The sequence below is a fragment of the Xanthomonas sp. SHU 166 genome (assembly GCF_000364685.1).
Lineage (GTDB): Bacteria > Pseudomonadota > Gammaproteobacteria > Xanthomonadales > Xanthomonadaceae > Xanthomonas_A > Xanthomonas_A sontii.
Genome location: NZ_AQOJ01000066.1, coordinates 1 through 14,217, shown reverse-complemented (window position 1 = coordinate 14,217; position 14,217 = coordinate 1). Strand labels below are relative to the sequence as shown.

Here is a 14,217-nt window from a genome sequence, read left to right as displayed (position 1 = left end):
GAGGGGTTGGGGTGAGGGTACGGCGCGAAGCGACTCGCGGACTTCAGACGTACGAAGCTGCACCTGCACCTCATCCGCCCATGCCGGCCCCCGGGTGCCGGCCCAGCGTGCGATGCCAATCTGCGAACGCTGCCGGGCAGCGCGGTGACACGACGTGTTGTGCCTCCACCCGTCGGCACATTGGCATCGCTGCATCCAGCACACTCGCCACCCAACCTGGACGACGCGGCCACCCATCGTCACCACCACGCCGGCCAAAGCGACGACAGCGCCGCCATCGTCAGTTGAAACGGCGATTCATCCGCGTTCGGTATAGTCCCGCGCATGATCCTGCGCACGTCTCTCCTGCTGTTCGCCGCCGCGTTGTGCGGCCCTGTTCCCGCCCTCGCCCAGTCCCTGGATACCCAGCGCCCGGCGATCCGCTCGGCGATCGACGATGCCGAGCAGGGCCGGTTCGATCCGGTCCGCGCGGCCGCGTTCAAGCAGCATCCGCTGTACGGCTGGCTGGAGTACGCCAACCTGCGCCGCAACATCGACAAGGTGTCCGATGCGCAGGCGCAGGACTTCCTCAAGCGCTACGCCGGGCAGCCGGTGGCCGAGAGCTTCCGTGCGCTGTGGTTGCCGGCGCTGGCGCGGCGCGAGGACTGGCCGGCGCTGCTGGCCAACTGGAAACCCACCGAGAACCTGGGCCTGCGCTGCGCCCAGCTCAATGCGCGCCAGGCCACCGGCCGCGCCGACGCGCAGTGGGTGGACGAAGCGCAGGCGCTGTGGCGCAACGCCGGCAAGTCGCTGCCCGACGCCTGCGATCCGGTGTTCGCAGTCCTGCAGGCGCGCGGCGGCATGACCGATGCGCTGCGCTGGGCGCGCGTGGAAGCGGCCGCCGACGCACAGCAGCCGGCGGTGATGCGCGCCGCCGCACGCGGCCTGCCCGCGGCCGACCTGGCCCTGGCCAACGACTACGCGGCGTTCCTGGACGCGGTGCACACGCGTGCGCTGACCTGGCCCAAGACCGAGCGCAGCCGCAAGGTGGCGGTGGACGGGCTGGCGAAGCTGGCCAAGACCGATCCGGACGCCGCCGAACGACAACTGCCGCAGTTCGCCCAGGCGCTGCAGTTCAGCGAGGCGCAGCGCGGCGCGGTGCTGTACCAGATCGCGCTGTGGACGGTGGCCTCGTACGGGCCGGATTCGGCGCGCCGGCTCAACGCGGTGCCCGAGTCCGCGTACGACGAACGCCTGCACGAGTGGCGCGCGCGCGAGGCGATGGCGCGCGGCGACTGGCCGGCGGCATTGTCCGCGATCCGCAAGATGCCGCCGGCGCAGCGCAACGATTCGCGCTGGCAGTACTTCGAGGCGCGGCTGGCGGAGAAGACCGGCAATGCCAGCGAGGCGCAGCGGCTGTACCGCGCGGCGGCCAGCTCCGCCACCTTCCATGGCTTCCTGGCCGCCGACCGGCTCAAGCAGCCGTACGCGTTGTGCCCGTGGGAACCGAACGACAGCGCGCAGGCGCAAGCGGCGGTGGCACGCGATCCGTCGCTGGTCCGCGCGCTCGAGCTGTTCAAGATCGACCGCGCCGGCTGGGCCGTGGCCGAGTGGAACGATGCGCTGAACCGTTTCGACGACACCCAGCGGCGCCTGGCGGTGGAAGTGGCCAGCAACAACGGTTGGTTCGACCGCGCGGTGTTCGGGCTCGGCAAGCGCCCGGAGGAACAGCGCCTGTACACGCTGCGCTTCCCGTTGCACCACGCCGAGACCATCCGCCGCGAAGCCGGCAGGAACGCGATCGACCCGGCCTGGGTCGCCGCCGAAATCCGCGCCGAGAGCGTGTTCAACCCCAACGCCCGCTCGCCGGCCAATGCGATGGGCCTGATGCAGGTGGTGCCGGCCACCGGCGCCAGCGTTGCCCGCAACCTCGGCCTGGCCGGCTACGGCGGCGCCGCCAGCCTGTACGACCCGGACACCAACATCGCCATCGGCACCGCCTACCTGCGCCAGTTGCTCAACACCTACGGCCTGCCCTACCTGACCATCGCCGCCTACAACGCCGGCCCCGGCCCGGCCGCGCGCTGGCAGAGCCAGCGCCCGGGCCACGATGCCGACTTCTGGATCGAGACGGTCAGCTACAAGGAAACCCGCGAGTACGTGGCGCGCATCCTGGCCTTCAGCGTGATCTACGACTGGCGCCTCAACGGCGACGCCCTGCCGGTCACCGAACGCATGCTCGGCAAGCTGGACGCGCCGCGGAAGAAGTTTGTGTGTACGGCCGCCGATGCGGCGGCCGGGAATCGGGAATAGAGAATGGGGAATCGCAACGGCGCATCGCGCGCAACCGCGCCGAACATTGGGTCAACACGCCAGCGCGACATCAGGCGAAGGGAATCTGCTTTTACCATTCCCGGTTCCCGACTCCCCATTCCCAGCACCCAATGAACATCTACCTCGTCGGCGGCGCCGTCCGCGACGCCCTGCTCGGTCAACCGCCCGGCGACCGCGACTGGGTGGTGGTCGGCGCCAGCGCGCAGCAGATGCTGGAGCTGGGCTACAAGCAGGTGGGCCGCGATTTCCCGGTGTTCCTGCATCCGCGCAGCGGCGAGGAATACGCGTTGGCGCGCACCGAGCGCAAGGCCGGGCGCGGCTATCACGGCTTCGTAGTACAGGCCGACCCGTCGGTGACGCTGGAAGAGGATCTGCAGCGGCGCGACTTCACCATCAACGCCATCGCCCGCGACGAGGCCGATGGGCGTCTGGTCGATCCGTATGGCGGCGCGCGCGATCTCGAGCAGCGGGTGCTGCGCCACGTCGGCCCGGCCTTCGCCGAGGATCCGCTGCGGGTGCTGCGCGCGGCGCGGTTCATGGCGCGGCTGGCGCCGCTGGGATTCGTCGTCGCGCCCGAGACCATGGAGCTGATGCGCACGATGGCCGCCGGCGGCGAACTGGAAACGCTGGTGCCCGAACGTGTCTGGCAGGAACTGCGGCGCAGCCTGACCTCGGCGCAGCCCTCGGCGTTCCTGCGCACGCTGCGCGAGGCCGACGCGCTGCGCTGGGTGCTGCCGGAGCTGGACGCGCTGTACGGGGTGCCGCAACGCGCCGAGTACCACCCCGAGGTCGACACCGGGCGCCATCAGGAGCTGGTCAGCGACATGGCCGCGCGGCTGGCGCCGGGCGATGCGCTGATCGGCTTCGCCGCGCTGACCCACGACCTGGGCAAGGCGCTGACGCCGCCGGAGGAATGGCCGCGCCACCTGATGCACGAGCAACGCGGCCTGGCGCCGCTGCGCGCGCTGAGCGAACGTCTGAAGGTGCCGCAGGAGCACCGGCAACTGGCCGAGATCGCCTGCCGCGAGCATCTGAACGTGCATCGCCTGGCCGAATTACGCGACCGCACCGTGCACGAACTGCTGCAGCGCTGCGACGGCTTCCGCAAGCCCGAGCGCGTCGCGCAGTTGGCCACGGTGTGCGAGGCCGACAAGCGCGGCCGTCTCGGCAGCGAGGACGCCGATTACCCGCAGGGCCGCACGCTGCAGCGCCTGCATGCGGCGGCGCTGGCGGTGAACGCGCGCAACCTGGCGGCGCAGGGCCTGAGCGGCCCGCAGATCGGCGAGGCGCTGGCCAAGGCACGGATCGCGGCGATCGCCGCGGCGCGGCCTTCGGCAACGCGGTCGGGAGAGCACGCGGGCTAGTGTTCTGCTGCCACCATCAAGGTTCGTGCGCCCGCAGCTCGCGGAATCCCGAATCGATCGCGGCCGGGTCGGCGAACTCCACCCGCAGACCCTTGGCGGCAAGCGCGAGTACCTCAGCGTCATCGACGGCAGTGCCGCTCAAGCGCGCGATCAGCGGACCCAGCACCGCGGTGGCGAACGCGCGGGACAACGCTGCGCGACATGCCAGATCGGAGACATCCGCGGGGATGGCGCTGGCCGCCGCCAACAGATGCGCGATCACGAGCCGACCGCTCTGCCATGGCAACCGCACGAGGCTTCATTCCCTGACGTAGGCGCCGTTCTTCCACGCCGCGAAACCGGCACGAAACGCCTTCAGGAGCACGCCGGCGACATGCGGGTTGAACCCGGCAGGTGCGGCCGGATGCCGCGAATTTTCGGCAAATCGCCGGTGCAGCAACATCATTCCCACCGACAGCTTCATCAACCACAGATGCGCTTCATCGTCCGCGACCGCGGACCAGTCCTCCGACAGGCGCTGTTCCAGCCGTCCGAACTGGGCGTTGGCCTGCGGATCGGCAGGCGCCTTGAAATCGCAGAGCCTGGCGAAGCTGCCGGCATCGCCGAGCAACACCCGGCCCGCAGCTTGATGGCGTTGCGCCAGCCAGCGCGGAATCACATGCTCGCCGGCGCCTGACACCGAGATCCCGGTGAAGAGGCAGGCCGCGTCCATCGGCTCGTCGAGATAGCGGCTCGGTTCCATGCATCACCGCCTGCGTTGTCAGCGACCACCACTGTACAACGCGCACGGCAGCACGCGCGCGCAGCCGGAGCGCCGCCGCCTACTCCATCGCGCCCGCGATCCAGGTATGCCGGACCTGCAACGCGTCGTCCAGCAGCACCAGGTCGGCCTGGTAGCCGGGCGCGATGTGGCCGTAACGGTGGTCCAGGCCCACGCACTGCGCCGGGTACAGCGAGGCCATGCGCGCGGCTTCTTCCAGCGGCACGCCCAGCCACTGCACGCTGTTGCGCACCGCGCTGGCCATGTCCAGCGCCGAGCCGGCCAGGGCGCCGGCGGCGTTGCGCACCACGCCGTCGATGGCGGTGATGGTTTCGCCGTACAGGTCGAACGCGGGGCTGTCGGCGCCGACCATCGGCATCGCATCGGTGACCAGGAACACTGTCCCGCGCGGCTTGGCCGCCAGCGCCACGCGCAGGCTGGCCGGATGCACGTGCACGCCGTCGACGATCACCCCGCACCAGGCGTTGCGGTCTTCCAGCGCCGCGCCGACCACGCCGGGATCGCGTCCCTGCAGCGGGGTCATGGCGTTGTACAGATGGGTGAAGCCGCAGATGCCGGCGTCCAGCCCGGCACGGGTCTCTTCATAGCTGGCGGCGGTGTGGCCGGCGAACACGCGCGCACCGGCCGCGGCCAGGGTGCGGATGCTGGCCGACGGCACGCGCTCCGGTGCCAGGGTGATCAGGGTGACGCCGTTGTCCAGCGAGGTGGCCATGGCCAGTTCGTCGGCGTCGGGCACGCGGAACTTGTCGGCGTTGTGGGTGCCCTTGCGCGCCGGCGCCAGGTACGGCCCTTCCAGGTGGATGCCGAGCACGCCCGGCACCCCCTCGGCGATGGCCTGGCGGGTGGCGGCGATCGCCGCGCGCATCACCTCCACGTCGTCGCTGATCAGCGTCGGCAGGTAGCCGGTGGTGCCGTAGCGGCGATGGCCCTGGCCGATGCGGCGCAGCGCCTCGACGTCGGTGCGGTTGTTGAACAGCACGCCGCCGCCGCCGTTGACCTGCAGGTCGATGAAGCCCGGCAGCAGGCTGCCGCCGCCCAGGTCGTGCTGCACCGGCGCTGCCGCCACGCGCGGGTCGGCGTCGTCGAGCAGGGCGAGGATGCGCCCGCCCTCCAGCAGCACGCTGACGCCGTCGAGGAACCCGTCCTCGCCGAGCACGCGCGCGTTGCGCAGCGCCACCGTGGTCATCAGACGGTCTCCGTCACTTTGTTCAGATGCGGCGGCAGGTCCGGGTTGTAGCCGCGGCGCAGCGCCAGGGCGTTGATCGCACGGTAGAAGCTCTGGATCGCCAGCAGCGGCGCGCACGCCGGGTGCGGCGCGGCGACCAGCGGCAGGTCGCCGCCGGCGCTGGCCAGCCACACCTGCGCGCCGCGGCCACGGAACTCCTCGGCCAGGCGCCGGGTGCCCTCGCCGGCTTCGTCCGGCTGGTCGAATGCCAGCACCGGGAAACCCGGGCCGACCAGGGCCATCGGCCCGTGCTTCACTTCCGCCGAGCTGTAGGCCTCGGCGTGCAGGCCGCAGGTCTCCTTGAACTTCAGCGCCGCTTCCTGCGCCGCCGCCAGGCCCAGGCCGCGGTCGAGCACGAACAGGTTGTGCGCCTCGACCAGGCCGTCGGTCAGCGAGCGCCAGTCGGCCTGCCAGGCCGCACGCAGCGCCTGCGGCAATTCCTGCAGTGCGCCCAGCAGCGCCGGGTCGTTCTTCCAGTGCGCGCCGAGCTGCAGGATCGCCGCCAGCGAGGCCAGGTAGCTCTTGGTCGCGGCCACGCTCTTCTCCGGGCCCGCGCCGAGCGGAATCACCGTGTCGGCCAACTGCGCCAGCGGCGAATCCTCGACGTTGACCAGGGCCACCACGCGCGCGCCGGCGTCCTTGGCGGCCTGCGCATTGCGCAGCAGGTCCGGACTCTTGCCCGACTGCGAGATCACCAGGTACAGGGCCCCGCGCAACTGCAGCGGCGCCTCGTACACCGACCCCACCGACGGCGAGGCCGAGGCGGTGACCACGCCGAGCTGGGTCTCGAACAGGTACTTGGCGTAGGTGGCGGCGTGGTCGGAGCTGCCGCGCGCGCAGGTCACCACGAACGGCGGCGGGTCGGCACGCAGCGACGCGGCGAGCGCGCTCACGGTGGCGTGGTTGCGTTCGAACTGCGCGGCGACGACCGCGGCGGCTTCCGCGGCTTCGCGGAACATCAGGGTTTCGGTTTCGGAGGGCAGCGCCATGGGCAGGATCACGTGGGGTCTGGGGAGGAGGAACGGCGGGAATGCGGCTGCATGGGCGCGGTCGAGCCGCGCACCACCAGTTGCGGCACGAAGCCCTGGTTGTGCACCGGCGCCGGATGGTCTTCGTAGGCATCGCTGCGCAGCTGGCTGATCAGCAGCCGCGCGGCGTGGCGGGCGATGTCTTCGGTGGCCTGCTTGGCGGTGGTCAGCGGCGGCCACGACTGGCGCGAGAACGGGCTGTCCTCGAAGCCGGCGATGGACAGGTCGTAGGGCACGTTCATGCCCGCCGACTTGGCCGCGGCCAGCACGCCGGCGGCGATCTCGTCGTTGGAGCCGAAGATCGCGGTCGGTGGTTCGCGCAGCGCCAGCAGGCGGCGGGCGCCGCGGAAGCCGTCGTCGAAGGTGTAGTCGCCGGGGATCACCAGGTGCTTGTCCAGGGTGATGCCGTAGTCCTTCAGCGCCGCCTCGTAGCCGGCATAGCGCTCGCCGCTGGAGCGATGCGAGGTGCCGCCCCACAGGAAGCCGATGCGCTGGTGGCCGAGCTGGATCAGGTGCTCGGTGATCTCGTAGGCGGCGTCGCGGTCGTCGACGTAGACGCACGGGCCGTCCTGCGGATCCTCGGTGGCGGCGATGATGCGCACGGTCTTGATCCCGCGCGCGGCCAGCGCCGCGACCAGGTCGGCACGCTCGGACATCGGCGCGGTCAGCACCAGCCCGGCCAGGCGCGAGCGCTGGGTCCACTCGGCCAGTTCCTCGGCGAGCATCGGCGCGGTGGAATCGCAGGGGTGGATCTGCAGGCCGAAGCCGGTCTCGCGGCAGGCGGCGAGCACGCCGTTCTGCACGCCGATGATGTGGTACGGGTTGGGGTTGTCGTACACCAGCCCGATCACGAACGGGGTGCCGCTGCGCAGGTTGCGCGCCGACGGATCCGGCTCGTAGTCGAGTTCGGCGATGGCGTGCAGCACGCGCGAGCGCGTGGCCTGCATCACCGACGGTTCGTTGTTGATGACCCGCGAAACGGTCTTCAGCGACACCCGCGCCCGTTCGGCGACGTCTTTGATGGTGGGTCTGCGCATTGGATAGGTTTGCCGAGTTGGAGAAAAGCGCGTCAGCTCACCGCGCGCCCTGGCCGACGCGGTGACCTCGCAGCGCGAAGAACAGGATGTACAGGTAGCAGGCGATCATCAGGCCGGCGAAGACCACCTGGAAATCGAAGGACTCCTTCAGATGGGCGAACAGCTGCGGCACCGCGGCGCCGCCCACGATGCCCATGATCAACAGCGCTGCGCCCTTTTCGGTGAACTTGCCCAGCCCCTTGATGGCCAGCGGGAAGATGGCCGGCCACATGATGGCGTTGGCGAATCCGAGCGCCGCCACGAACGCCACCGAGACATAGCCGCCGGTCACCATCGCGCACAGCGAAAACACGATGCCGAGGCAGGCCGAAATGGACAGGTACTTTTCCTGGGAGATGTACTTCGGGATCAGCACCAGGCCGAGCAGGTAGCCGGCCAGCATGCAGGCCAGGGTGCCGATGGTGAAATATTTCGCGTAGTCGAGCGAGAGACCGAGGCTGTTGCCGTAGATGCCGATCGCATCGCCGGCCATCACCTCGGCGCCGACGTACACGAAGATGCACAACGCGCCCAGCCACACGTGCGGAAACGCGAAGATGCTGTCGCGGCTGCGCTCGTCGGAGGCCGATGCGTTCGCCGTCTCGGGGCTGATCTCGGGCAAGGGCGAAAACAGGATGGCGACGGAAAGCACGGCCAGGATGCCGGCGATCGCCATGTAAGGGCCGTGGATGCGGCTAGCGAACTCCTGCAACAGCAACTCCTTCTGCGCCGGCAGCACCTGTTCGATCTGCGTCGAAAAATCCTCCATGCCGTGCAGGACCACCTTCGCCAGTCCATACGTGGCCAGCGCGCCCGCCACCTTGTTGCAGATGCCCATCAGCGCGATACGGCGCGCCGCGCCGTCGATCGGCCCGAGAATGCTGATGTACGGATTGACCGCGGTCTGCAGCAAGGCCAGGCCGCCGCCGATGATGAAGATGCCGCTCACCGCGCCCACGTAGGAACGGGCATTGGTGAACTGGCCGAAGATCGCGGCGCCGATCGCCATGATCAGCAGGCTCAGCGCCAGGCCCTTCTTCATCCCGGTCAGCTTCAGGATGAGCGAAGAAGGCAATGCCAGGCAGAAGTAGGAAATGTAGAACGCACTCGGGATGAGGAACGCGAAGGTGTCGCTGACATTGAAGGCGACCTTGGCGAACAGGATCAACGGCCCGTTGATCCAGGTAAAGAAGCCCATGATGAAGAACAACAGGCCGACGATGGCGATGGAAGCGTAGGGACTGGCGGGCCGTGCGGTGGTCATGGGCGGCGTGCTCCGGGAGGGCGCGGGGATCGGCGGTCAGCGTCGCAGTTCGGCGACGAAGTCGTAGTAGTCGTTGTGGCAATAGGTGTCGGTCAGTTCGATCGCGCTGCCGTCGCGGGTGTAGCCGACCCGCACCACGTGCAGGATCGCCTCGCCTTCCTTCATGCCGAGATGGCCGGCCAGCCGCGCCGGCAGGTTGATGGCGCGGAAGTATTGCAGCGCCCGCACCACCGGGGTGCCGCGCTCGTCCAGGTAGCTGTAGAGCGAATCGGCAATCGCGTGCGGATCGGGCACCACGTGCTGCGGCAGCACCGCCTTCTCGTAGGCCATCACCCGGCCGTCGGCGCTGCGCAGGCGGGTCAGCGCCGCGACGACGGTGTCCGGGGACAGGCCAAGACGCAGGATCTCCTCGCCATGCGCCGGGCGCGTGCGCCGCTCCAGCCAGCGCGTGCCCGGCTCCAGGCCCTTCATGCGCAGGGTTTCGCTGAAGCTGGCCAGGCCGCTGAGCTGGTGCTGGATGTGCGAGGTGACGAAAGTGCCGGCGCCCTGCCGGCGCGACACCAGGCCTTGTTCGACCAGCGCATCCACGGCCTGACGCAGCGTGACCCGCGACACCTGCAGGTACTCGCACAGCTGCCGTTCGGCCGGCAGCGCCTCGCCCGGCTTCCATTGCCCGCCCTTGATCGCCTCCACCAGCTTGCTGGCCAGTTGCAGGTACAGCGGCGTCGGCGCGTCCGGGTCCACGGCCAGCGCATGCAGGCGTGGATCGGCCTGCGGCTTGGGCTTGGTCATGGCGCGCTCTCCAGTCCGCATGGATTCATTATGTCCAATATAGTACCAATCGGCGGGCTGTGCACGTCGCGCCACAGCACGCGGCGCAGGCCCAGATCGACAGCGCTGCCCGACCACGGCAACAGCGCAGTGGCGCGTCACCCCGAAACTCGCGGCGGCGAGTCGCCCAGGCCCCCTGGCCTCGGGCCGCGCCCTGCGCACAGCGAGCGGCCGATTCCCGCCAGCGCTGGCGCCCATGTCCAGGTGGCGGTCATGACCGATGCCGATGGATCATGTGCCGGTATCCGCCCTTCGACAAGCTTGGGTGCACCGCCGCAAACCGCACCGTTGTCACCGGCGGGCACGAATTTGTCTACAAGCCACAAGACCAATCGCGGTGATGCCTGGCAGAGGTCTGAACCACCGCCCCTGCGACCGCCCGGATCGCGATAAATCCCCGGAAATCGGCCCAAGTCATCGACGTGAAGGCCGGTATGCGACCCGACACGCCGCAGCGCGATCCCGGACACGACAGGTCGGTTTTGCCCCGCCACCGGGGCCACCCCGCCGCGGCATCGCGTTGACATCGTTGTCACCGGATCGTAAAGGTTCTGCACGCTTCGCAACGAATTCGGCACAAACACGGCGTCCGCGGCCCCAGGGGAATCGGCATCGGTCCGCGCCGCCAGGCAGCACGCAAGTCCGTCCCGCACCGTCGGCTACGCCGACGGTGCCCATCCATGAATGATGAGGAGAGACATCATGCGTCACCGCCCGTCCGTCCTGTCGGCCGCCATCGCCGCCAGCGTCCTCGCCTTCGCCGCGCAGGCGCAGCAGGCCGATTCCGCCGCCACCGATCTGGACGCGGTCCAGGTGGTCGGCATCCGCGCCAGCCTGGAGAAGTCGCTGGACACCAAGCGCAACAACGTGACCGTGTCCGAGGCGATCACCGCCGAGGACATCGGCAAGTTCCCCAGCACCAACGTCGCCGAGGCGTTCGCGCAGATTCCCGGCGTCACCATCGACCGCCGCTTCGGCCAGGGCGAGCGGGTCAGCATCGACGGCACCGATCCCAGCCTCAACCTGTCGTTCCTGGACGGCCACCCGGTGGCGCAGGCGATCTGGCTGTACGGCGAGCAGCCCAACCGCGGCTTCGACTACACCCTGCTGTCGCCGCAGATTCTGGGCCGCGCGGAGATCGTCAAGTCCACCGAGGCGCGGCTGACCGAAGGCAGCCTCGGCGGCACCGTGCTGATGCATACCCGCCAGCCGCTGGACCTGAAGGCCAACGAGATCGCCGGCTCGGTCGGCTACAGCTACAGCCAGCAGGCCAGCGAGGGCAAGCCGAACGCCTCGCTGCTGTACAGCTGGAAGAATCCGCAGGAGACCTTCGGCGTCGCGGTGTCCGCGCAGCATTACGAGGAACGCGTGGACCGCCAGGGCCTGGAAGTGTTCGGCTACGCCAAGGCCGGCAGCTTCGCCAATGCCGCCGGCGTGCCGGCCGATGCGGACGTGCCCAACTCGATCAACGCCGCCTGGTTCCAGCAGGACCGCAAGCGCGACAGCGCAGTGGTGAATCTGCAGCTCAAGCCCAGCGACGCGCTGGAGTTCAACCTCAGCGGCCTGTACATCAAGGAAGACTTCGACAACTACAACCAGTCGATGTACAGCTTCCTCACCTGGAACCCGGGCACCGTGGCCGCGGTCGACGCGCTGGGCGACGTGCACAATGGCGTGGTCAACAGCGGCCATTCCAGCGCCAACGCCAATGCGGGCGGCGGCACGGTGATCTACGACAACAACGTGCGCCAGTCGCAGGTGACCACCAAGGGCCTGGACCTGCGCGGCGCCTACCGCGGCGAACGCTGGACCTTGCGCGGCCAGGTCGGCCAGAGCAAGTCCGACAACGACCACCTGGCGCAGTACTTCATCGAGCCGTTCTACAACGGCGGCTTCCGCTGGGATCTGGACCGCGGCATCCGCTTCGACGATCCCACCGCCGCGCGCAACCCGGCCAACTGGGGCTCGGCCGGTGGCTGGATCGGCAACAACGGCGTGTTCTCCACCCAGAGCAAGGATCGCTACGGCCAGCTCGATCTGGACCTGCAGTTCGACGGCGTGTTCAACCAGTTGCTGGTCGGCGTGCGCCAGGGCAAGCACGACGAGGACTTCGCGCTGAACGTGTACGGCGGCGTCACCCCGGCCACCCTGGCCGACATCGGCACCATCGGCCTGACCGACATCCGCGGGTTCTATCCCGACCACGGCCAGCACGTACAGGCCGGGCGCGGCAACGTGATCGACTGGATCCGCAACAGCCCGGTCGACTACGCCAATCCGGACCCGTCCAGCTACCTCAACAACACCTGGGCGCTGCAGCAGACCAACAACGCCGGCTACGTGCAGCTGAACTTCTCAAACGCCGGCCTGCGCGGCAACCTGGGCCTGCGCTACGTGCGCTCCAAGACCGAAGGCAGCGGCTTCGTCTACAGCGGCACGCCGACCCTGCAGGATCTGGACAGCAAGTGGCAGACCCGCACGCAGACCGAACACTTCCTGCTGCCGTCGCTGAACCTGGCCTACGATACCGACAACGACTGGGTGTTCCGCTTCGGCGCCGGCAAGGTGATCGCCTGGGCGCCGTACAACCAGATGGTCAACAACACCTTCCTCAACGACACCATGCTCACCGGCAGCGGCGGCAATGCCGCGCTGTCGCCCTACGAATCGTGGAACTTCAACCTCTCGGCCGAGTACTACTTCGCTCCGCAGGCGGTGGTGGCGTGGTCCCTCTTCTACAAGAAGATCGACAACTACATCGACACCTCGGCCACCATCGAGCGCCAGTACAACGCGATCCGCGACACTTCGCCGCAGACCTGGGCGCAGATGCTCGGCAGCAACGGCTGCACCGCCGACGGCTACTGCGACTACAGCATCCAGCGCCCGCGCAACGCCGGCACCGGCAAGGTCAAGGGCTTCACCCTGGCCTACCAGCAGCCGTTCGGCGACAGCGGCTTCGGCCTGTCGGCCAACTACACCTATGCCAGCGGCGAGAACAACAGCGGCAACCCGCTGCCCTACCAGTCGCGCAACAGCGTCGCCTTCAGCCCCTACTACGAGAAGGGACCGTGGAACGCGCGGATCGGCCTGAACTGGCGCGACAGCTACCTGGCCGGCGGCTACGTCGCCGGCGCCGCGCCGGCCAGCGTCGACGCCTACACCGACCTGGGCGCGAGCGTGGGCTATGCGTTCAACGCGCAGTGGTCGCTGCAACTGGACGCACAGAACCTGCTGGACGAGGAATACCTGCAGTACCTGGGCGACAAGGACCACCCGGTCGGGCGCTACCACAACGGCCGCCGCTACATGGCGACGCTGCACTTCAAGTTCTGAGCGTGAGGCTTCACCTGCGCTGCGGCATCATCGCCGCGGCGCAGGTGCGCACAGACCAGTGGACGCAGCGCCGGCGCGCGACCGCCGGCGCATGCACGGGCACGCTTCAGCGCGGGAACTGCACGTGTCCGTCGGCGAAGTACACGCCCTTGTCGCCCTGGCTGGGCAGCGCGCCGAGGGTGTCGGTGACCACCTGGCCGCGGATGTCGGTGAGGCGGATCTCCAGCAGTTGCGCGCCCATCTGCTCGCCGACGAAATGGTTGTACGCGGTCTTCGGCAGGCTCACCCAGTCGCCGTTCTTCCTGTATTCGAACTTCACCACCGGATAGCGGTGGTTGCGCACCTGGATCGCCGCCCAGTATTGCGAACTGCCCTCCTTGATCCGGTACACCACGTTGCCGGTGACCGGCGCGGCCACCACCTGCCAGCGGATCGGGATGCGCCCGGCGCTGGTGTCGCCGATCGCGGCGAAGGCATTGGGCGACAAGTCCAGCCCGCAGTCGGCGCCTTCCGGATACAGGTCGGTGACGTACACGGTGACCGTGCCGCGCGGTCCCTGCACCTGCAGGTAGGCACCGGCCAGCGCCGCCTGGATTCCGCCGTCATTGAGCTGCGTCGGGTTCAGCGCGGCGATCGTGGCGGTCGGGTCGATGGGATCCAGCAGCAGCGCGCCGCCGGAATAGCCGGAACTGGTGTAGGTGGCGGTGCCGCTGCAGACATCGTTCCAGGCAGCGTTGGCGGGTGCGGCGGCACTGATGGCCAGGCACAGCGCGGCGAACAGGCCGGCGCCGCGCGCGGCACGGGGGGAGTAGCGTGCTTGCATGCGTGTTCTCCTGCACAGGCGCGCGGAGTCGCCGCGCGGCGACCGGACACCTGCCCGGCGCCGGCACTCTAGGCCGCGGTACGCGTGCCGCGCCTTGCGCGCGGCCTGGGATTCCACAACTTGGCCGACGCCGTAGACCGCGCGGCCACGTCGCTCAACGGCGGCTGCCGCGCTCC

The 14,217-nt window shown here is 69.2% G+C and carries 10 protein-coding genes and 1 pseudogene; 3 read left to right on the top strand and 8 right to left on the bottom strand.

Going from position 1 to position 14,217, the window contains the following annotated elements:
* Positions 1 to 324 precede the first annotated feature (324 nt).
* Positions 325 to 2,292, top strand: a complete 1,968-nt coding sequence (locus D180_RS02790) for a transglycosylase SLT domain-containing protein (protein ID WP_017911592.1) — start codon at positions 325 to 327, stop codon at positions 2,290 to 2,292.
* 131 nt (positions 2,293 to 2,423) lie between these two features.
* Positions 2,424 to 3,677 (top strand): multifunctional CCA addition/repair protein, encoded by a 1,254-nt coding sequence (locus tag D180_RS02785; protein WP_017911591.1) that lies wholly within the window; start codon positions 2,424 to 2,426, stop codon positions 3,675 to 3,677.
* 16 nt (positions 3,678 to 3,693) lie between these two features.
* Here the strand turns inward: D180_RS02785 and D180_RS24360 are convergent, their stop codons facing one another.
* The 7 genes from D180_RS24360 to D180_RS02755 all read right to left on the bottom strand — a co-directional run bounded on the left by D180_RS24360 (position 3,694) and on the right by D180_RS02755 (position 9,843).
* Positions 3,694 to 3,939 carry a hypothetical protein gene (locus tag D180_RS24360; protein ID WP_017911590.1) on the bottom strand — a complete coding sequence of 82 codons (246 nt, stop codon included), beginning with the start codon at positions 3,937 to 3,939 and terminating at the stop codon, positions 3,694 to 3,696.
* Positions 3,940 to 3,975: 36 nt separating this feature from the next.
* Positions 3,976 to 4,419 carry a hypothetical protein gene (locus tag D180_RS24355; RefSeq protein ID WP_017911589.1) on the bottom strand — a complete coding sequence of 148 codons (444 nt, stop codon included), beginning with the start codon at positions 4,417 to 4,419 and terminating at the stop codon, positions 3,976 to 3,978.
* 79 nt (positions 4,420 to 4,498) lie between these two features.
* Entirely contained in the window at positions 4,499 to 5,644 is a 1,146-nt protein-coding gene (gene nagA / locus D180_RS02775; protein ID WP_017911588.1) for an N-acetylglucosamine-6-phosphate deacetylase, read from the bottom strand.
* Entirely contained in the window at positions 5,644 to 6,672 is a 1,029-nt protein-coding gene (locus D180_RS02770) for an SIS domain-containing protein (protein ID WP_043090369.1), read from the bottom strand. The genes nagA and D180_RS02770 overlap by 1 nt, the downstream gene beginning before the upstream one ends.
* An 8-nt stretch (positions 6,673 to 6,680) precedes the next feature.
* Positions 6,681 to 7,748: a LacI family DNA-binding transcriptional regulator gene (locus D180_RS02765; RefSeq protein ID WP_010343153.1), complete on the bottom strand. Its 1,068-nt coding sequence runs from the start codon at positions 7,746 to 7,748 to the stop codon at positions 6,681 to 6,683.
* 37 nt (positions 7,749 to 7,785) lie between these two features.
* Positions 7,786 to 9,051: a sugar MFS transporter gene (locus D180_RS02760; protein ID WP_017911586.1), complete on the bottom strand. Its 1,266-nt coding sequence runs from the start codon at positions 9,049 to 9,051 to the stop codon at positions 7,786 to 7,788.
* 36 nt (positions 9,052 to 9,087) lie between these two features.
* Positions 9,088 to 9,843 carry a GntR family transcriptional regulator gene (locus D180_RS02755; RefSeq protein ID WP_010343151.1) on the bottom strand — a complete coding sequence of 252 codons (756 nt, stop codon included), beginning with the start codon at positions 9,841 to 9,843 and terminating at the stop codon, positions 9,088 to 9,090.
* 741 nt (positions 9,844 to 10,584) lie between these two features.
* Here D180_RS02755 and D180_RS02750 point away from each other — a divergent pair.
* Positions 10,585 to 13,218 carry a TonB-dependent receptor gene (locus tag D180_RS02750; RefSeq protein WP_017911585.1) on the top strand — a complete coding sequence of 878 codons (2,634 nt, stop codon included), beginning with the start codon at positions 10,585 to 10,587 and terminating at the stop codon, positions 13,216 to 13,218.
* Between the two features lie 106 nt (positions 13,219 to 13,324).
* Here the strand turns inward: D180_RS02750 and D180_RS02745 are convergent.
* Positions 13,325 to 13,930, bottom strand: a pseudogene (locus tag D180_RS02745) (expansin EXLX1 family cellulose-binding protein); the annotation flags it as partial.
* Positions 13,931 to 14,217: the final 287 nt, after the last annotated feature.

What these genes read in the sequence shown, in the direction of transcription:
- D180_RS02790 (WP_017911592.1), top strand. Translation starts at nt 325, where the DNA reads ATGATCCTGCGCACGTCTCTCCTGCTGTTCGCCGCCGCGTTGTGCGGC.
- D180_RS02785 (WP_017911591.1), top strand. Translation starts at nt 2,424, where the DNA reads ATGAACATCTACCTCGTCGGCGGCGCCGTCCGCGACGCCCTGCTCGGT.
- D180_RS24355 (WP_017911589.1), bottom strand. Translation starts at nt 4,419, where the DNA reads ATGGAACCGAGCCGCTATCTCGACGAGCCGATGGACGCGGCCTGCCTC.
- nagA (WP_017911588.1), bottom strand. Translation starts at nt 5,644, where the DNA reads ATGACCACGGTGGCGCTGCGCAACGCGCGCGTGCTCGGCGAGGACGGG.
- D180_RS02770 (WP_043090369.1), bottom strand. Translation starts at nt 6,672, where the DNA reads ATGGCGCTGCCCTCCGAAACCGAAACCCTGATGTTCCGCGAAGCCGCG.
- D180_RS02765 (WP_010343153.1), bottom strand. Translation starts at nt 7,748, where the DNA reads ATGCGCAGACCCACCATCAAAGACGTCGCCGAACGGGCGCGGGTGTCG.
- D180_RS02760 (WP_017911586.1), bottom strand. Translation starts at nt 9,051, where the DNA reads ATGACCACCGCACGGCCCGCCAGTCCCTACGCTTCCATCGCCATCGTC.
- D180_RS02755 (WP_010343151.1), bottom strand. Translation starts at nt 9,843, where the DNA reads ATGACCAAGCCCAAGCCGCAGGCCGATCCACGCCTGCATGCGCTGGCC.
- D180_RS02750 (WP_017911585.1), top strand. Translation starts at nt 10,585, where the DNA reads ATGCGTCACCGCCCGTCCGTCCTGTCGGCCGCCATCGCCGCCAGCGTC.